Source organism: Microbacterium meiriae (assembly GCF_025143875.1).
Taxonomy (GTDB): Bacteria; Actinomycetota; Actinomycetes; order Actinomycetales; family Microbacteriaceae; genus Microbacterium; species Microbacterium meiriae.
Genome location: NZ_JAMBDU010000001.1, coordinates 98,054 through 115,391, shown reverse-complemented (window position 1 = coordinate 115,391; position 17,338 = coordinate 98,054). Strand labels below are relative to the sequence as shown.

Genomic DNA, 17,338 nt, shown 5'->3' with positions numbered 1-17,338 from the left:
ACGGAGGAGGCGCCCCTGGGACCCGCACAACGACGGGGATCGGCCCCAGAGAGTCGCTGGCCGTTCACCTGCCGTTCACCTGCGCGGGAGAGTCTCGTTAACCGTCGCCCCTAGCGTCACTGTGTGCCCTGCACCGGGCCCCACCCCTCCAAGATCGAAGGATCCACAGTGAAGATCTCCCGAATCGCACGAATCGGCGCCATCGGCGCCGTCGCCGCTCTCGCCCTCGCCGGCTGTGCCGCGAACGAAGGCGGAACCGGCGGCTCCAGCGAAGAGCCCTCGGAGTCCACGCTCTCCGGCACGATCGACGCGACCGGCGCGTCCTCGCAGACCGCAGCCCAGGAGGCCTGGGTCGCCGCATTCCAGACGGCCAACCCCGACGTGACGGTCAACTACGAGCCCACCGGCTCCGGCACCGGCCGCGAGAACTTCCTCGAGGGCGGCAGCAACTTCATCGGCTCCGACCGCGCGTTCAACGACGAGGAGATCGCCGCCGGCGGCTTCGGCGCCTGCACCACCGACGACATCGTCGAGGTCCCCCTCTACATCTCCCCCGTCGCGGTCGCCTTCAACCTCGAGGGCATCGACACGCTGAACCTCGACGCCGCCACGATCGCGGGCATCTTCGCCGGCACGATCACCAACTGGAACGACGAGGCCATCGCGGCCCTCAACGACGGCGTCGAGCTGCCCGACCTGGCCATCTCGCCGGTGCACCGCTCCGACCCTTCCGGCACGCAGGAGACCTTCGCCAAGTACCTCAGCGCGACGGCCCCCGACGTCTGGACCTACGAGGTCTCGGACGAGTGGCCGATCCAGGGCGGCGAGGCTGCTCAGGGCACCTCGGGTGTCAAGCAGGCTCTCACCGCCGGCAACGGCGCCATCGGCTTCCTCGACGCCTCGCAGGCGGACGGCCTCGGCCAGGTCGCCGTGGGCGTCGGCGAGGACTTCGTCGCCTACTCGGCCGAGGCCGCCGCGAAGCTCGTCGAGGGCTCGCCGCTCGCCGAGGGCCGTGGCGAGGGTGACCTCGTCTTCGACGTCGACCCGGCCGCTGCCGCGGACGGCGCCTACCCGATCGCCCTGGTCAGCTACCTCATCGGCTGCGAGCAGTACGAGGACAGCAACGTCGCGGAGCTCGTGAAGGAGTACTTCACGTACGTCGCGAGCGCCGAGGGCCAGGATGCCGCCGCGGAGAACGCCGGCAGCGCCCCGATCTCGGACGGCCTGCGCGAGCAGGTCCAGGCCGCGATCGACCTGATCCAGGTCGGCTGATCCTGCCGATCCACTGACGACGGTGCCCCCGCGTCCCCGAGCGGGCGCGGGGGCTCCGCCAGGTCAGCACCCGATCCATCTCCACCCGGCCCGAAACAGGGAGATCATGAGCACGACCGCGCAGGAGCCGACAACGGCACCGGCACCGACACCGGCGCCGCCCACACCGATCAAGGCCAAGCAGCGCCTCGGCGACCGGGTCTTCTCCGGCACCGCGCTGGCGGCCGGCATCATCATCCTGGTCGTGCTGGCGCTCGTCGCCGCCTTCCTCGTCATCCAGAGCCTGCCGGCCTTCCAGCTCGACACCACCGACAACCACATCCTCCGGGGCGAGTCGTTCTGGGTGTACGTGTGGCCCCTCGTCTTCGGCACGCTCTGGGCGTCGTTCATCGCCCTCCTGATCGCCGCGCCCATCGCGATCGGCATCGCCCTCTTCATCTCGCACTACGCGCACCGCCGACTCGCCGCCTTCCTCGGCTACATCATCGACCTGCTCGCCGCGGTGCCCTCCGTGGTCTTCGGCCTCTGGGGCGGCCTCGTGCTCGCGCCCATGCTGCAGCCGATCTACGTCTGGCTCAACGAGAACGCGTCGTGGGTGCCGTTCTTCGGCGGTCAGGTCTCCGCGACCGGGAAGACCATCCTCACCGCCGCCCTCGTGCTCGCCGTGATGTGCATCCCGATCATGACCGCCATCTGCCGCGAGGTCTTCCTGCAGACCCCGAAGCTCCATGAGGAGGCGGCCCTCGCCCTCGGCTCCACCCGCTGGGAGATGGTCCGCATGGCCGTCCTCCCCTTCGCCCGCGGCGGCATGGTGTCGGCCGCGATGCTGGCCCTCGGCCGCGCACTCGGCGAGACCATGGCCGTGACGATGGTGCTCTCCCCCTCTGCGGTGGTCAGCTTCCTCGTGCTGACCGCCACGAACCCGACGCCGATCCCCGCGAACATCGCCCTCGCCTTCCCTGAGGCGCACGGCACCGGCGTGAACACGCTGATCGCGACCGGCCTCATCCTCTTCGTCGTGACCTTCGCGGTCAATGCGGTGGCGCGCTGGATCGTCGCCCGCCGCGCCGAGTTCTCGGGAGCGAACTGACATGACCGCCCTCACCAGCGCTCCGCCCGCCGCGAGCACCACCGCCCTCACCTCCGGCCGTCTGCCGAAGTGGGCGCCGTGGGCCCTTCTCGGCGTCTCCTTCGTCGTGTCCGCCGCGGTCTTCGGCGTCGCCGCCGCCGGGTCCGACACCCCGCTCGCCGACTTCAACATCGCGGGCACCGTCATCGTCGGCATCCTGCTCTACATGGTGATCATCACCGTGATCTCCTCCATCGCGGAGAGCCGCCGGAAGGCCGTGGACCGCCTGATGACGGCCCTCGTCGCCACGGCCTTCCTCATCGCCCTGCTGCCGCTGATCTCGCTGCTGTGGACCGTGGTGGCGAACGGCATCGAGCGCTTCGACGCCGAGTTCTTCTCCTACTCGATGCGCAACGTCGTCGGCGACGGCGGCGGCGTCGTGCACGCGATCTGGGGCACCGTCCTCATCACGCTCACGGCCACGATCATCTCGGTGCCGGTCGGCCTGATGACCTCGATCTACCTCGTCGAGTACGGCCGCGGCAAGATCGCCAAGGCCATCACGTTCTTCGTCGACGTGATGACCGGCATCCCCTCGATCGTCGCCGGTCTGTTCATCTACGCGGTGTTCGCGCTCCTGATCCGCCCCGGCATCTCGATGGGCTTCATGGGCGCGCTCGCGCTCGCGGTGCTGATGACCCCGGTGGTGGTGCGAGGCAGCGAGGAGCTGCTGCGGATCGTTCCGAACGAGCTGCGCGAGGCCTCCTACGCCCTGGGCGTGCCGAAGTGGCTCACGATCCTCAAGGTCGTGCTGCCCACCTCGATCGCCGGCATCATGACCTCGGTGATGCTCGCCATCTCCCGCGTGATCGGCGAGACCGCCCCGCTGCTGCTCACCGCCGGCTTCACGCAGAGCCTGAACACGAACATCTTCGACGGCCAGATGATGACCCTCCCGGTGTTCGCCTACAACCAGTACATGAACCAGGGCACGAGCCCGGACGCCGCCGTCGCGCGCGCCTGGGCCGCCGCCCTCACCCTCATCCTCATCGTCATGGTGCTGAACCTGCTCGCGCGCCTGATCGCGAAGCTGTTCGCCCCGAAGGTCAACGGCCGCTGAGCGCCCGACCACTCAGAATAGGAATCCACGTGTCCAAGAGCATCGAAGTCAACGACCTCAACGTCTACTACGGCAACTTCCTCGCGGTCGAAGGCGTCTCCCTCGACATCCAGCCGCGCAGCGTCACGGCCTTCATCGGCCCGTCCGGCTGCGGCAAGTCCACCTTCCTCCGCACCCTCAACCGCATGCACGAGGTCATCCCCGGCGCCCGTGTGGAGGGCGAAGTGCTCCTGGACGGCAAGGACCTCTACGGTGCCGGTGTCGACCCCGTGCTCGTGCGTCGCCAGGTCGGCATGGTGTTCCAGCGCCCGAACCCGTTCCCGACGATGTCGATCAAGGAGAACGTGCTCGCGGGTGTGAAGCTCAACAACAAGCGCATGTCGAAGAGCGAGCAGGACGACCTCGTCGAGAAGTCCCTCACCGGCGCGAACCTGTGGAACGAGGTCAAGGACCGCCTCGACCGTCCCGGCTCCGGACTCTCGGGCGGCCAGCAGCAGCGCCTGTGCATCGCCCGCGCGATCGCCGTCTCCCCCGAGGTGCTGCTGATGGATGAGCCGTGCTCGGCGCTCGACCCCATCTCGACCTACGCGATCGAGGAGCTGATCGGCGAGCTGAAGAACGAGTTCACGATCGTGATCGTCACGCACAACATGCAGCAGGCGTCCCGAGTCTCCGACAAGACGGCGTTCTTCAACATCGCCGGCACCGGGAAGCCCGGCAAGCTCATCGAGTACGACGACACCACGAGCATCTTCACCACCCCGTCCGTCCAGGCCACCGAGGACTACGTCTCCGGCCGCTTCGGCTGACCCGCACTCTTTCGACCTTCGGGCCCGGACGCCTCGCGTCCGGGCCCGAACCTGTCCCCCGCCCGTCCCCGGGCCCGTCCCCGGGCCTGTCCCCGGGCACAACTTCGGAGATGCCGCGCGACACGCCGTCGCCCGGGCTCCGGCCACGGCGTGTCTCCTTCGATCTCCGAAGCTCTGCCCGGGTCGTGACTCCTGCACAGATCGCGAGTCGGGAGGACCGTCCACAGGCGGTGGGCTACCGAGGCGAGTCGCGGCCGGGGAGGCCGAGACGGCGCGAATGATGGCGGGATGTGCACGGGGCGAGGGACGCAGGTGTGGACGTATGCCGCGCTGCGCTCACGACACGGACGACGGCAGATCGAGCGTCGGGTGCGCGGCGGCACCCTCCTCCGGGTGCGGCGCGGGGTCTACGCAACGGACCGCGCCTGCGTGGAGGTCGTGACCGCCGCCGCCCACGGCGGGGTCCTCGGCTGCGAGTCCGCAGCGCGGCATCTCGGGCTCTGGGTGCTCGACGAGCCGGCCCTGCACGTTTGGATGCACCACGACCGCCACCAGTATCCGCACGAGGACTGCCGGTGCGTGACGCACTGGGATGCTGCGACGTCGAGCAGTGCCTTCGAGCAGCCGGGGGTGCCCCTCGTGCTCCGGCAGATCTACGGCTGCCGAGGGCCGGAGGCGTTCTTCGTCGCTGTGGAGTCCGCCCGCCGGCTCGGACTCATCGACGAGGTCGGGCTGCGCCGGCTCGGCGACCGGCTCGGAGCCGAGGGACGCGACCTCATCGCGTTCTCGCGTGCCGACGCCGACAGCGGGCTGGAGTCTCTGGTGCGGCTGCGGATCCGGCGGTATGGGTGGCGCGTGCGGACGCAGGTCGGCGTGGTCGGAACGGGCCGGGTGGACCTCCTCATCGACGGCTGGCTCATCATCGAGACCGACGGACGCGCCAACCACGAGGAGAGCTCGCTCCGGCACCGCGATCTGGTCCGCGATGCGACCGCTGCCGGCTGGGGTCACCCCACGCTCCGCTTCGACTACGCGATGGTCCTCCATGACTGGCCCCTCGTCGAGCGCGCCATCGTCGAGACCATGCGTCGCCGCCCCTGACCTCGGCCCAGCATCTTGCCGCCCTGTGCCGTGCACAGCTTCGGAGATCATCGAGGACACGCCGGAATCGGGCGGTGAGTGTCGGCGTGTCGTCCGACGTCTCCGAACTCGTGTCCGGGGAGCGGGAGGACCTCAGTCGCGCGGGGAGAGGAGGTAGGTGTTGAGGTCGTCCGTGAGGGCGGTGTCCACGGGAACCGGCGTGCCGTCGATCGCGGTGATGGCGGTCGCGAGACGCACACTCGACACGAGCCACGCGGCATCGGCCTGCGTCAGATCGGCGGCGGGGATGCGGTCGTACCCCACTTCGAAGCCGCGTGCGAGGAGGTGGTCGTAGACGCTGAGCTGCGTGGTCCCGTGCAGGATGCCGCCGTTCGGGGCCGGGGTCGTGAACCGGTCGCCGACGCGCAGGATGAGGGAGGCTGTCGGAGCCTCCAGCACGAAGCCGTCGCTCGACAGGAAGATCGCGTCGTCGGCTCCGCGGCGCTTGGCCTCGCGCAGGGCCGCCATGTTCACGGCGTAGGACAGCGTCTTGGCCCCGAGCAGCAGCCAGGGGGCGCGTTCCGCGGCGCCGAGGTCGTATCCGCGGTCCAGGGTGACGACCTTGACGCCGTTCCGCCGCACCGCCGCGAAGTCCGCCGCCGGAGCCGCCGTCACCCAGGCGGTCGGCGTCGGCCCGTGCTCGACGCCCCGGCTGAGGATCAGCTTGATGACCGACTCCCCCGTACCGAGCTGTGCTGCGGCCTGCTGGATCGCCTGACGCCACTGCTCCTGGTTCGGCACCGGGAGGTCGCAGAGTCGCGCCGAGTGCGCAAGGCGTTCCAGATGCGGGACGACCTCCTGCGCATGTCCGTCGATCACGCCGATGGACTCGAACACGCCGTCGCCCCGTTGCGTGCTCAGCTCGCCGACGCTGAGGGCGGGGGCCGCGGCGTCCACCTGCGTGAACGTGTCGGCGTAGTCGTCACGCTGCTCGTCGGCGGCGACGGGGTCGATCATGAGGGCGAAGCGACGGGTCATGTGACGAGCCTAGGCCGCCGGGAATACCCACCGCGTCCTCGCGTTACACTGGAGTGGCCGGGCCGCATAACCCCGGGCTCCAATTTTCGCCGCTGCGAGCGGCCTTCCGCCGAGAGGCGTTCTTGCGGCCCGGTCTTTCTCTGTCCGGATGCCGTCCCGACAGAGCCGAAGTCAGGCCAGCGCTCCGGTGCGCCACAGAGCCGCCGACGCCGCGAGGTCCTGGGCATAGCTGCTCAGCCGCAGCGCCCGCGTGGTGAGCTCGCTGGCACGGGCGGGCTCCGTCGGCTCGTAGTCGTCGGCGGTGTGCGTCGCGCCGGAGGCCTGGACGCGGCAGAACGCCGCCGCGCGCTCCAGCGCCACGGCGAAGTCGCCGCGGAAGGCGCCGCGCAGGATCGTGTCGATGAGCGCCACGAGCTCGTCCGGGCTCGCCGGCACCGGTGCACCGGCGACCACGGCATCGGCCGACGGCAGTTCGACCCGCCCGCGGTCGTAGAGGAGGGCCGCCGTGCGCGGATCGCCGTGGATGGCGAGCTGGAGGACGTACAGTCGCCACAGCGACCCCGGGAGGGTGCGCGACGGTGCCTTCGACCACAGTTCCGCGATCTCGTCGATGCCGTGCTCGCTCGTGAAGGCGATCAGCCGTTCGACGCTCGCCCCGCTCTCGTCCTCGCGGACGCGGGTCAGCAGCGCGGAGGCGGTGGCGTGCGCGACGCGCGTCTCCTCGGCGGGGTCATGGGCGCCGACGATGTTGTCGAAGGCGCTCGTCGGTCGACGCACGGGACGGTGGTGCTGCTCGGGCATCCCTCCAGGGTACGCCGGACCGGGGCCTCTCAGGCCGTCGGGATGACGATCACCGGGTCGGTCGTGGGCAGTCCGGACGGCGATCCGCCCTCCTGCTCGACCGTCACCGCGATGGCATCGCCGGCCTGCATCTCGCCCTCGAGGAGCGCGGTGGCCTCCCCACCGTCGACATCGAACACGCCGGCGGCGATCGGGTCCTCCCCGCGCACGAACCACAGCTCGTACGTCTTCCCGTCCGCGACCTCGGGCAGCCCATCCGTGACCAGCACGGCCTTGCCGACCGAACCCGACCAGTGCGCGGTGGCCGTCGCACCGTCGTCGAGCTCCACCGTGGCCTTCTGCGCATCGCCCGCGGATTCGATCTCCTGCAGCGCGACGACGCTCTCCGGCCGGTTCAGCTGATCGTTGAGGGCGACGGCACCGATACCGACACCCACCAGGAGCGCGAGACATGCGGCGAGCGCGAACGCGAGCCGGGTCCAGCGTCGGGGCGTGCGGGGCGCCGTCTCATCGGCGGGAATCGAACTCGCCGCCGCCGGGACCTCCGGGTCGGCCTCGGGGTCCGTGGCGTCATCCTGCGGAGTCTGGGCGATCTGGGCGAGCAGGGCCGCGCGGATGCCGGCGGGCGGAGCGACCGGAGCCATGCCGTCAGCGAGGAGAGCAGCAGCCTCGGCGTCGGCGTCGTGCTGCGCCGCCCACTCCGGATGCTCGGCGAGGGCGCGTCGGTACCGACGCTCGTCGTCCGCCGACAGCGCGTGGAGCGCGGCACCTGCCGCGAGCTCTGCGAAGTCCTTCTCGTTCATGCCGTCACCCCCATCGCCGTGCGGAGCCGGGTCAGCCCGTCTCTCATCCGTGTCTTGATCGTGCCGAGCGGTGCTCCCACGAGCGCCGCGATCTCGTTCTGACTGTAACCGCCGTAGTAGGCGAGGACGAGCGCCTCCCGCTGCGCCTCGGGAAGCCCCGTCAGCGCTGCGACGACCCGCTCTCCCTCGATCCCCAGTTCGACCCGTTCCGCCACGCTGTCGTGCGCGACGCCGAGGTCTCGATAGCCCGCACGCACGTCCCGGTCCGCACTCGACTGCGAAGCCCGCACCCGATCCACGGCCCGGCGATGCGCGATCGTCATCACCCAGGTTCGTCCCTGTCCCTTGTTCGGAGCGAACCGGGAAGCGGATTGCCAGATCTCGAGGAACACCTCCTGCAGCACCTCCTCGCTCTGCGCGCGGTTCACGAGCACGCGGAGGATGAGGCCGAACACACGGGAGGAGAGGGAGTCGTACAGCGCGGCGAAGGCAGCCTGATCACCGGAGGCGACGCGGACGAGGAGGTCGGCGACAGCATCCTGCGGCGCCGCCCCGTCCTCGGGGACGTCCATCCCATCGATGACCATCTCCATAAGCATGCCGTATCTCCTCCCTCTTCCCGTGCAGACGTCACCCGAATGTGAACGAATACACCTCGACGCCGGTGGGGACCTCGAGCGTGAACGTGCCCTTCTCGATGTCGCCCTCCTCGAGCAGGCCGTACGAACGCGGCGTTCCGTCGATCCGGATCGTCTGTTCGTTCCCGTCGGCGTCCGTGACCACGACCTCACCCGACCCCGCGACGACCATGCGCACCTCGGCCGCGCGATACTGCAGCCGGATCCGCGCGTCGTCAGCCGTCGGCGTCACGTACTGGGTGTCCACGGTCCAGTCCCCGTCCAGCGCGAAGCTGTCGTCCGGCTGGTCGTCGGGGAAGGTGAAGCTGTCGTCGCCGCGACGGTACTCGTCGCCGCCGCCGTAGTTGACGTCCTTCGAGGAGCCGAGGAAGGTCTCCCGGGTCGTGGCTCCCACCTCGGGGGTCTCGTCCTTCACATCCGTGGCGGCGGGAAGCTCGACGTCGGGGTCGGCGTCCTGCAGCAGCTCCCTGATCATCTTCTCGGTCGCGGCGTAGTTGCCCTCACCGAAGGAGATGTGGCGCACGGTGCCCTCCGCGTCGATGAGGTAGTGCGCGGGCCAGTACCGATTGCGGTAGTTGGTCCAGGTGGAGAGCGTGTTGTCGAGCGCGACGGGGTACTCGATGCCGAAGTCGCGTGCGCCGGCGGCGACGTTCCCCGGGTCCTTCTCGAACGCGTACTCGGGCGAGTGGACGCCGATCACCTGCAGCCCCGCATCACGGTAGGTCTCATCCCAGGCCACGACGTGCGGGATGGAGCGCTGGCAGTTGATGCAGGAGTACGCCCAGAAGTCGATGAGCACCACCTGCCCGCGCAGGTCCTTCAGGTCGATCGCTGCCCCGTCCGGGGTGTTGAGCCACTGCTGGATGCCCTTGATGGACGGCGCCGTTCCGCAGGACTCGAGCTCGGTCGCGCCGTTCGTGCACTGGTCGAGGTCCTTGTTCTCCTCGTTGACCAGGCCGCCGAGGTCGAGGGCGTCCTGCACCTGCTCGGAGTCGGCGATCTGCTCCTGCAGCGGTGCGGTGTAGTCCGGGAGCAGACGCTGCAGCGCCTGCGGCACGTTGAAGACGAGACCCACGGCGAGCGCGATCATCGCCACCCCGGCGGCGATCCGGAGCGCCCGTTCCTTCGTGCGGAAGGCCCGGATGCGCTCGATGACGCTGCGACCGGCGAGCGCGAAGACCAACAGGGGCACGGCGACGCCGATCGCGAAGGAGACGGTGAGCAGCACGGTGCCGACGCCGATCTGCCCGGTGGAGCCCGCGACGATGATCGCCGCGAGGACAGGACCCGCGCACGGGACGAAGACCGCCCCGAGGGCGAGACCGACGCCGAACCCGTTACCGCGGTTCTTCACCTCGCGCTGCCCGAAGCGCTGGAACGGCCGCTCCAGGATGTGCTGGAACCGCGGCACGATGAGTCCCACCCCGATGATGACCAGCACCGCGATGCCGACCCAGCGGATGATGTCCTGCGGCAGGTTCAGCAGTCCGAGGAGAAGCGACCCGGCGAGCGTCACGAGCGTGAAGCTGAGCACGAGCCCCGCGATGACGAAGTAGGGGCGGCTGCGTTTCGCCGGCACCGCCTCCCCCTCGTACGACGCCGACTGGGCGCCGCCGGTGAGGAAGATCACCGGGAGCACGGGCAGGATGCACGGCGAGATGCCGGTGATGAGCCCGCCGAGCAGGCCGATGATGATCAGGTCCATGAGGTCCTCGTCTCTGTCGGGTGCTGTTCGCGCCGACCCCCCGCAACGGATTGGATCGGATCCGATTTCGGAGAATCTCGAAATTCCTCCCATCCGATCCGCGGAGGCTTCCGAACAGCCCTCGACGCCACGGAGAGGCCGTGGCCGGAGTTTCGAAGGAGCTCGACATGTTCAGCACCAAGAAGAAGGTCACCGCAGCAGTCACCCTGGGTCTGGCGAGCGCATTCCTGCTCTCGGCATGTTCCATGGGCAGCGGGACGAGCACGGAGGAGTCGTCGGAGCCGACGACGCCGGAGTCGTCGGAGTCGACGCCGATGGAGATGGACCCCGCCGCGAACCTCGTCGGTCCCGGCTGCGCGGCGTACGCCGAAGAGGTCCCGGACGGCGCCGGTTCGATCCAGGGCATGTCCCAGGACCCGGTGGCGGTCGCCGCCTCGAACAACCCGATGCTGACGACGCTCGTCTCGGCCGTCAGCGGTGAGCTGAACCCCGACGTGAACCTCGTCGACACGCTCAACGGCGACGAGTTCACCGTGTTCGCACCGGTCGACGACGCCTTCGCGAAGATCGACGCCGCGACGATCGAGACCCTGAAGACCGACAGCGACCTGCTGACCTCGATCCTCACGTACCACGTGGTCCCCGGCCAGATCGAGCCGTCCGACATCGAGGGCATGCACACCACCGTCCAGGGCGCCGACCTCGAGGTGACCGGCAGCGGTGACGAGTGGATGGTCAACGACGCCAACGTCATCTGCGGCGGCGTGCAGACCGCGAACGCGACCGTGTACCTCATCGACTCGGTCCTGATGCCCCCGGCTGAGTAAGCCAGGGACGGTGCCGGTGACCCGACCGGCACACGGCCTCCCCTGTTGTCAGGAGGGACACGGGGCAGGTGAAGGGGCCGTCGGCGGCTGTGGCGCCGACGGCCCCTCGTCGTGCGCCCCCTAGACTGGGAGCACGGGCCTCTAGCTCAGTTGGCAGAGCATCGGACTTTTAATCCGCGGGTCGTGGGTTCGAGCCCCACGGGGCCCACCGCATCCTCAGTCGTCGCCGCCGGCGTTCCCGGCGAGCAGGTCGTCGCGGATCCCGGCGACGCCGTCCGGCAGCGTCTCGCCGTGCATCACGAAGTCGGGAGCGTCAGGGCTCCCCCCGATGCCGCAGACGGCGACGTTGTCCTGACCGTCGATCGTCTCCGGGACGGCCACGAACCACACCGCCGACTGTTCCAGCCACTCGGTGGTCGCCATGTCGGCGAAGAACGTGGCGTTCGGCGAGATCGTGCGGATCTTGTCGGTGCAGAGGGAGACGAGCTGCCCCTTCGTGAAGGCACCGGCGGCCGGCGGCGACGACGTCTCCGCGGGCGTCGGGGTCGGCGTGGGGGCGGGCGAGGACGACGGCGTCGCCGTGTCGCTGGAGGTCGCGGTCGGCGTCGGTTCCGGGGCCGGCGTGCAGCCGGCGAGGACGACCAGCACCGGCAGGAGGAGGAGAGCGGGACGGAGGCGCATGTCTGGATCGTATCGAGTCGCCGATGCCCTTCCCTCCAGCGCGGCCGCTCTGTATCACCGTCGTCTCCGGCTGGCCACCCCCTGGCGACGCCCGGAGCCCTGCGAGAGGGTCGAGGAGTCCCCGGAACAGGGCGACTTCCCACCGAAAGGACGGACCATGACTCTCACCGGAAACCGCGTGGCATTCCTGGCGACGGACGGCTTCGAGGACAGCGAGCTCACGAGCCCCTGGGAGGCGGTGACGACGGAGGGCGCGAGCGCCACTCTCATCGCGCCGGACGGTGCCGCGATCACCGGCAAGAACGGACATGAGCAGGCTGTCGACCTGAAGGCCGCCGACGCCTCCGCCGACCAGTTCGACGCGCTCGTGCTGCCGGGCGGCGTGGTGAACGCCGACCACCTCCGCATGGATCAGGCCTCCATCGACCTGGCCCGTGCGTTCTTCGAGCAGCACAAGCCCGTCGGCGTGATCTGCCACGGCGCCTGGATCCTCATCGAGGCCGGTGTCGTCGACGGTCGGACGATCACGAGCTACCCCAGCCTGAAGACCGACCTCCGCAACGCCGGCGCGAGCTGGGTGGACGAGGAGGTCGTGGTCGACGAGGGTCTCGTGTCGAGCCGCACCCCCGACGACCTCCCGGCGTTCAACGCCAAGCTCGTCGAGGAGATCGGCGAGGGCAAGCACGCGGGGCAGACCGCCTGATGCTCAGCCGACGCGCGCCCGATGGCGCCGCACGGCCGCCCGGTTCGCGCACCTCACGGAGCAGAACCGCTGGCGGCCGTTGCGCGTCACATCCGCGACGACGTTCGTGCACGGCGGAGCGTCGCAGCGTCCGAGGCGGTTCATCCCCCTCGTCACGAGGTGCAGCGCGGTGCCGAGGTTGATGATCGCGCGCAGCACGAAGGGCAAGGAGCGCACGTCGTCGCGATAGTGCAGATGCCACCCCTCGTCATCGTGGTTGGTGAGCCGCGGATAGGCCCCAGCGGCGGCGAGCTGATCGTTGAGCAGAGCGGCCCGCGCATCGGCGTCCGGTTCGTCGACGATGGCCAGCCAGTCGTCGATCACGGCGCGCACCTCCGCGTGGTCATCGGGTGCCGGGGGAAACGTCTGCGTCATCCCCAGCGCGAGCGTGCGCTCCTCGATCCCCGCGCGGTCCTCCGGCCAGTCATTCGCGAGGGAGGCGGCAAGGAGCACCGCATACTCGCCGTAAGGGTTGAGATGCATAAGACCATTACATCACGCTGGTCCCATGACCTCCTCCGACACCCTTCCGATCCCCCGGCTCGCCTCCCCCGCCGACACCCATGAGCACGCCTGGCTCGTGGAGTCGCGCCATCCCACCAGCGAGGGCGTCGTCGTCTACGTCCGTTGCGTCGGCTGCGATTCCCGCCGGGTCGACCTGGCCGCGCACGCTCAGGTGCCACCGGCCGCGCTGAGCCGCGCGGTGGTCATGCCGTCAGGGCGATGAGCTTCCGCACGGTGCGCAGGTTACGGGCCGTCCCGGCAGTCCCGAGCGCACGGTCGAGCACCGCCTTCGTGAGTCTGGTCGTGTGCACTCCCCCGGCGGCGTAGTCGATCCACAGATCGTGCCCGACCAGGGCGAGACGCTCTCCCGGCACGAGACGTCCCTGCAGGGCGTCGAGGGCGCCGGCCGCCGGAGCACCCTCGAGGAACATCGCGTGCACCAGCTTCAGATCCCCCTCCGGGAAGGGTTGGGCCGCCTCGGAGTCGGCGAGCTCGGCGTGCGTGCGGTGGATGACCGGGGTGTCGACACCGAACTCGGCTGCGATCAGCGCGCGCACCGTCGCGCAGGACGCCGCCGGGTCTCGCGGGGTCGCGCAGACGATGTTGCCGCTGGCGATGTAGGTGGAGACGTCCTGCAGGTCGGTCTCGGCGTCGAGGACTTCCCGCAGCCGGGCCATGGGTACGCTGCTGCGTCCGCTGACGTTGACCGCGCGGAGGAGGAGGACGCTGCGACTCACGCCTCCGCGCTCTCGAGGAGTTCGGCACCGGCATGCGCGAGTTCGGCGAGGGCCGCGGCGCTCGATTCGGGGGCGACTCCGGCGATCAGGTCCGTGAGGATGCGGACGTGGACGCCGTGGGCAATCGCGTCGAGTCCCGAGGCGCGGACACAGTGGTCTGTGGCGATGCCGACGACGTCCGCCGTGACGACCCCCGCGGCGCTGAGGACCGCGGCGACCGTCGCGCCGTCGTCGGACACGCCCTCGAACATCGAGTACGCCGGGCGCCCCTGACCCTTTCGCACGTGGTGGGTGACGCCGTCCGTCACCAGCAGCGGATCGTAGTCCGCCCCCGCGGTGCCGGCGACGCAGTGCACGGGCCAGGAGTCGGTGTAGTCGGGGGTGGAGGAGAAGTGCCCGCCGTTGTCGCCGTCCGCGTCGTGCCAGTCCCGGGAGGCCACGATGACCTCATAGTCGGCGGCGTGCGACGCGAGGTGGGCGGATATCGCGGCGGCCACCGCGTCACCACCCTGGACGGCCAGGGCGCCGCCCTCGGTGAAGTCGTTCTGCACGTCGACGATGAGAAGCGCTCTGCTCATGCTCCGAGCGTACGCCCCACGGCCGGGCCCGGAGACGAGGAAACCCCCGGGACCACGAGGGTTCCGGGGGTTTTCCTGAGCCGCTTGTCAGAATCGAACTGACGACCTTTTCATTACGAGTGAAATGCTCTGCCGACTGAGCTAAAGCGGCGTGCGACGCGTGAGCGGCGCGATCACCGATATTACCCTGTCTCGCGCTCGCTCGCGAATCGAGGCGCGCTCACTCGCAGCGCAGGCCGTCCTCCGGCACCACGTCTTCGAGCAGGAAGGCCTCCACCGCGTCATCCACGCAGACGTTGCCCTTGTTGTAGCCGGTGTGCCCCTCGCCCACACGGGTGATGAGGACGCCCTCGGAGAGCTGGTCGGCGAGCGACTCCGACCACTCGTACGGGGTCGCGGGATCGTTGGTGGTGCCGACGACGACGATGGGACCCGCGCCTTCCGCGGTGATCTTCTCGCGGGTGCCGGTGGGCGGATACGGCCACACCTCGCACGGGTCGGGTCCCGACCAGTACGGAGCGATGGTCGGCGCCCCCTCCGCGATCTTCTTCTCGGTGGCCGCCTCGGCCGCAGGGTCGTCCTCGACCGGGTAGTCCATGCAGTTGTACGCACGGAAGGCCTCGGTCGAGTTGTCGATGTAGGTGCCGTTCTCCCGACCGTTGTAGAAGTCGGCGAGGCGGAAGGCCGTCGACGGGTCGCCCTGCAGCGCCTCGTCCAGGGCCTGGGTCAGGATCTCCCAGCTGTCCTCCGAGTACAGCGCCGCGATGATCGCCGTCATCAGGGCGTCGGCGCCCATGAGCCGGCCGTCGCCGTTCTTCAACGGCGTGCGGTCCGCGCTCGCGAGCAGGGCGCCGAGATCGGCCATCGCCTCGTCGACCGTCCCGCTGAAGGGGCAGGAGCCGGAGTCGAGGCAGTTCTGCATGTAGGCCCGCAGTGCCGACTCGAAGCCGAGTGCCTGCGTGGCGCCGACGTCGAGACCGGGGACGGAGGGGTCGATCGCCCCGTCGAGCACGAGCCGTCCGGCCTTCTCCGGGTAGAGCTTGGCGTAGGTCGCGCCGAGGAACGTGCCGTACGAGTACCCGAGGTAGTTGAGCTCCTTGTCGCCGAGGACGGCGCGGAGGACGTCCATGTCGCGGGCGGCGTTGACCGTGGTGATGTACGGCAGGATCCCCTGGCTGTTCGCGTCGCACGCCTCTCCGAAGGCGCGAGCGGAGTCGAGCAGCTCGGACTCCCACTCCGGGGTGCCCCGCGGCGCGGCGGGGATACCGTAGAGGTAGTCGTCCATCTCCTTCGCGTCGTAGCAGGTGACGGCGGTGGAGGCCCCGACACCGCGGGGGTCGAAGCCGATCACGTCGTAGTTCTCGATGAGCGCCGGGCCGACCGCATAGTCCAAGCTGCCCTGGATGAGGTCGACGCCGCTGGAACCGGGTCCTCCGGGGTTCGTGAGCAGCGAGCCGACAGCCTCGCCCTCGGCGCGGTGCCGCACCACGGCGAGCTCGATCTCTCCCACGCTCGGGTCCTCCCAGTCGAGCGGGGCGGTGACGGTGGTGCAGTCGAAGCCCTGGCCGCACTCGGTCCAGTCCAGCTCCTGGGAGTAGTAGGGCAGGAGTTCTTCGGCGACGCCCTCGGTGTCCGGGGTCTTCTCCACGGCCGGCTTCGAGGACTGCTCCGGGATCATGGCGTAGAGGCACCCGGAGAGCGCGACCGAGGCGGCGGCAAGACCGGCGATGAGCGCCGCGGAGCGACGGAGGCGGGGCAGGGATCGAGTCTTCACGGTTTCCTCCCGCTCGTGACGGTCACGAGCAAACTCTCGAGCGCGAGCAGCGGGGCGACGTTGCGCTCCAGCGCCTCACGGGTCTCGGCCAGGTGGTCGAGCACGACGAGCGTGCGCTCCACGCTCCATGCGGACGCGAGCCCGGCAAGTTCGGCATGCAGCTCGCGGTTGATGAGGTCGTCTCCGCGACCGTACTGCAGCATCACGACGTCGCGGAAGAGCGACTGGAGGTCGGTGAGGACGCGGTCGATGCCGTCCCGCAGACTCCGCGTGGCCCGCTTCTTCTGATCGTCCTCCAGTGCCGACACCTGAGCGCGCAGCGCCGGAGGCACCGCCTGACCCTCGGCGACCCCGACGGTGCGCAGCAGGGCGGCGCGTTCGGCCGCGTCCCGCTCGGCGGTGAGGGCCTTGGCGTCTTCCGTCGCCGCTTGGATGATGCGTCCGGCGACCTCGACGGCGTCGTTGACCCCGCGCACCCCCATCACAGCACGGAGCGTCTCGTCGCGGCGGCGCCGCGCGGCATCGTCGGTGGCCAGACGCTGAGCCATGCCGATGTGCCGCTGCGCGTGTCGGGCGGCCTGCTCGGCGACCGCCTCGTCCACACCCGTGCGGAGGCTGATGAGGCGGGACACGTCCGCCACGTCGGGCTCGCGGAGGCGGAGCGACCGCACGCGCGACCGGATCGTGGGGAGGAGATCGGCCTCACTCGGCGCGCACAGGATCCAGACGGTCTGCTCCGGCGGCTCCTCCAGTGCCTTGAGCAGCACGTTGGAGGTGCGCTCCACCATCCGATCGGCGTCTTCCACCACGATGACCCGGTAGCGACCGGCGGACGGGGCGAAGTAGGAGCGTTCGACGAGGGCGCGCGCCTCGGCGATGGTGATGATCACCTTGTCGGTGCGCAATGCGGTCACATCGGGGTGCGTCCCGGCGAGGACCTGGCGCATCGTGGCCTCGTCGTCGGGCCCCTCGGCGATGAGCGCGGCGGCGAAGGCATAGGCGAGGGTCGACCGTCCGGACCCCGGAGGGCCGGTGATCAGCCAGGCGTGCGAGAGTGCGGCCGGATCGGATGAGGCGGAGCGCAGCGTCTCGACGGCGGCTTCCTGCCCCCAGACGTCTGCCCACGGAAAAGGCGGGGCGAGGGTCGAGGGCATGCACTC

Annotated in this window: 19 protein-coding genes and 2 tRNA genes; 9 read left to right on the top strand and 12 right to left on the bottom strand. The window is 69.9% G+C overall.

Annotated features, from left to right (window positions below; translation table 11 throughout):
- Positions 1 to 168: 168 nt before the first annotated feature.
- The 5 genes from M4D53_RS00570 to M4D53_RS00550 all read left to right on the top strand — a co-directional run bounded on the left by M4D53_RS00570 (position 169) and on the right by M4D53_RS00550 (position 5,371).
- Positions 169 to 1,272, top strand: a complete 1,104-nt coding sequence (locus tag M4D53_RS00570) for a phosphate ABC transporter substrate-binding protein PstS (RefSeq protein WP_187662093.1) — start codon at positions 169 to 171, stop codon at positions 1,270 to 1,272.
- Between the two features lie 106 nt (positions 1,273 to 1,378).
- Positions 1,379 to 2,362: a phosphate ABC transporter permease subunit PstC gene (gene pstC / locus M4D53_RS00565; RefSeq protein ID WP_187662094.1), complete on the top strand. Its 984-nt coding sequence runs from the start codon at positions 1,379 to 1,381 to the stop codon at positions 2,360 to 2,362.
- A gap of 1 nt (position 2,363) precedes the next feature.
- On the top strand, positions 2,364 to 3,461 hold the full coding sequence (pstA, locus tag M4D53_RS00560; RefSeq protein WP_259951402.1) for a phosphate ABC transporter permease PstA: 1,098 nt from the start codon (positions 2,364 to 2,366) through the stop codon (positions 3,459 to 3,461).
- 29 nt (positions 3,462 to 3,490) lie between these two features.
- On the top strand, positions 3,491 to 4,270 hold the full coding sequence (gene pstB / locus M4D53_RS00555; protein ID WP_025104291.1) for a phosphate ABC transporter ATP-binding protein PstB: 780 nt from the start codon (positions 3,491 to 3,493) through the stop codon (positions 4,268 to 4,270).
- A gap of 288 nt (positions 4,271 to 4,558) precedes the next feature.
- On the top strand, positions 4,559 to 5,371 hold the full coding sequence (locus M4D53_RS00550) for a hypothetical protein (RefSeq protein WP_259951401.1): 813 nt from the start codon (positions 4,559 to 4,561) through the stop codon (positions 5,369 to 5,371).
- Positions 5,372 to 5,503: 132 nt separating this feature from the next.
- Here M4D53_RS00550 and M4D53_RS00545 read toward each other — a convergent pair whose 3' ends face one another.
- The 5 genes from M4D53_RS00545 to M4D53_RS00525 form a co-directional block, all read right to left on the bottom strand.
- Entirely contained in the window at positions 5,504 to 6,388 is an 885-nt protein-coding gene (locus M4D53_RS00545) for an aminodeoxychorismate lyase (protein ID WP_187662096.1), read from the bottom strand.
- A gap of 171 nt (positions 6,389 to 6,559) precedes the next feature.
- Positions 6,560 to 7,189, bottom strand: a complete 630-nt coding sequence (locus M4D53_RS00540) for a hypothetical protein (protein ID WP_060923078.1) — start codon at positions 7,187 to 7,189, stop codon at positions 6,560 to 6,562.
- 29 nt (positions 7,190 to 7,218) lie between these two features.
- Positions 7,219 to 7,992 carry an anti-sigma factor gene (locus tag M4D53_RS00535; RefSeq protein WP_187662097.1) on the bottom strand — a complete coding sequence of 258 codons (774 nt, stop codon included), beginning with the start codon at positions 7,990 to 7,992 and terminating at the stop codon, positions 7,219 to 7,221.
- A complete protein-coding gene (sigK, locus tag M4D53_RS00530) occupies positions 7,989 to 8,591 on the bottom strand; it encodes an ECF RNA polymerase sigma factor SigK (RefSeq protein WP_187662098.1) in 603 nt (200 codons plus the stop codon). Before sigK ends, M4D53_RS00535 begins: the two co-directional genes overlap by 4 nt.
- A 31-nt stretch (positions 8,592 to 8,622) precedes the next feature.
- Complete coding sequence (locus M4D53_RS00525; protein WP_259951400.1) at positions 8,623 to 10,335, bottom strand: cytochrome c biogenesis protein DipZ; 1,713 nt, start codon at positions 10,333 to 10,335, stop codon at positions 8,623 to 8,625.
- Positions 10,336 to 10,502: 167 nt separating this feature from the next.
- Here M4D53_RS00525 and M4D53_RS00520 point away from each other — a divergent pair, with 167 nt between their 5' ends.
- The gene (locus tag M4D53_RS00520; RefSeq protein WP_187662100.1) at positions 10,503 to 11,162 is read left to right on the top strand and encodes a fasciclin domain-containing protein; all 660 of its coding nucleotides are present in this window, start codon (positions 10,503 to 10,505) and stop codon (positions 11,160 to 11,162) included.
- A 135-nt stretch (positions 11,163 to 11,297) separates the two neighbouring features.
- Positions 11,298 to 11,370 (top strand) — tRNA-Lys (locus M4D53_RS00515).
- Between the two features lie 8 nt (positions 11,371 to 11,378).
- On the opposite strand, the gene M4D53_RS00510 is transcribed toward M4D53_RS00515, so the two are convergent.
- Positions 11,379 to 11,843 (bottom strand): hypothetical protein, encoded by a 465-nt coding sequence (locus M4D53_RS00510; RefSeq protein WP_259951399.1) that lies wholly within the window; start codon positions 11,841 to 11,843, stop codon positions 11,379 to 11,381.
- 157 nt (positions 11,844 to 12,000) lie between these two features.
- Here M4D53_RS00510 and M4D53_RS00505 point away from each other — a divergent pair, with 157 nt between their 5' ends.
- Positions 12,001 to 12,546, top strand: coding sequence for a type 1 glutamine amidotransferase domain-containing protein (locus M4D53_RS00505; RefSeq protein WP_025104283.1), 546 nt, complete (start codon positions 12,001 to 12,003; stop codon positions 12,544 to 12,546).
- A 3-nt stretch (positions 12,547 to 12,549) separates the two neighbouring features.
- Here the strand turns inward: M4D53_RS00505 and M4D53_RS00500 are convergent, their stop codons facing one another.
- Positions 12,550 to 13,068, bottom strand: a complete 519-nt coding sequence (locus M4D53_RS00500; protein WP_259951398.1) for a CGNR zinc finger domain-containing protein — start codon at positions 13,066 to 13,068, stop codon at positions 12,550 to 12,552.
- 25 nt (positions 13,069 to 13,093) lie between these two features.
- Here M4D53_RS00500 and M4D53_RS00495 point away from each other — a divergent pair, with 25 nt between their 5' ends.
- Entirely contained in the window at positions 13,094 to 13,312 is a 219-nt protein-coding gene (locus M4D53_RS00495; protein WP_259951397.1) for a hypothetical protein, read from the top strand.
- Here the strand turns inward: M4D53_RS00495 and M4D53_RS00490 are convergent.
- The 5 genes from M4D53_RS00490 to M4D53_RS00470 all read right to left on the bottom strand — a co-directional run bounded on the left by M4D53_RS00490 (position 13,293) and on the right by M4D53_RS00470 (position 17,332).
- Positions 13,293 to 13,826 carry a DUF1697 domain-containing protein gene (locus tag M4D53_RS00490; RefSeq protein WP_259951396.1) on the bottom strand — a complete coding sequence of 178 codons (534 nt, stop codon included), beginning with the start codon at positions 13,824 to 13,826 and terminating at the stop codon, positions 13,293 to 13,295. The two genes, M4D53_RS00495 and M4D53_RS00490, sit on opposite strands and share 20 nt — an antisense overlap.
- On the bottom strand, positions 13,823 to 14,404 hold the full coding sequence (locus tag M4D53_RS00485) for an isochorismatase family protein (protein ID WP_187662105.1): 582 nt from the start codon (positions 14,402 to 14,404) through the stop codon (positions 13,823 to 13,825). Before M4D53_RS00485 ends, M4D53_RS00490 begins: the two co-directional genes overlap by 4 nt.
- 78 nt (positions 14,405 to 14,482) lie before the next feature.
- Positions 14,483 to 14,555, bottom strand: a tRNA-Thr gene (locus M4D53_RS00480).
- 69 nt (positions 14,556 to 14,624) lie between these two features.
- Complete coding sequence (locus M4D53_RS00475; RefSeq protein WP_259951395.1) at positions 14,625 to 16,178, bottom strand: alpha/beta hydrolase; 1,554 nt, start codon at positions 16,176 to 16,178, stop codon at positions 14,625 to 14,627.
- The gene (locus M4D53_RS00470) at positions 16,175 to 17,332 is read right to left on the bottom strand and encodes a DNA polymerase III subunit delta' (protein WP_187662107.1); all 1,158 of its coding nucleotides are present in this window, start codon (positions 17,330 to 17,332) and stop codon (positions 16,175 to 16,177) included. Before M4D53_RS00470 ends, M4D53_RS00475 begins: the two co-directional genes overlap by 4 nt.
- Positions 17,333 to 17,338: the final 6 nt, after the last annotated feature.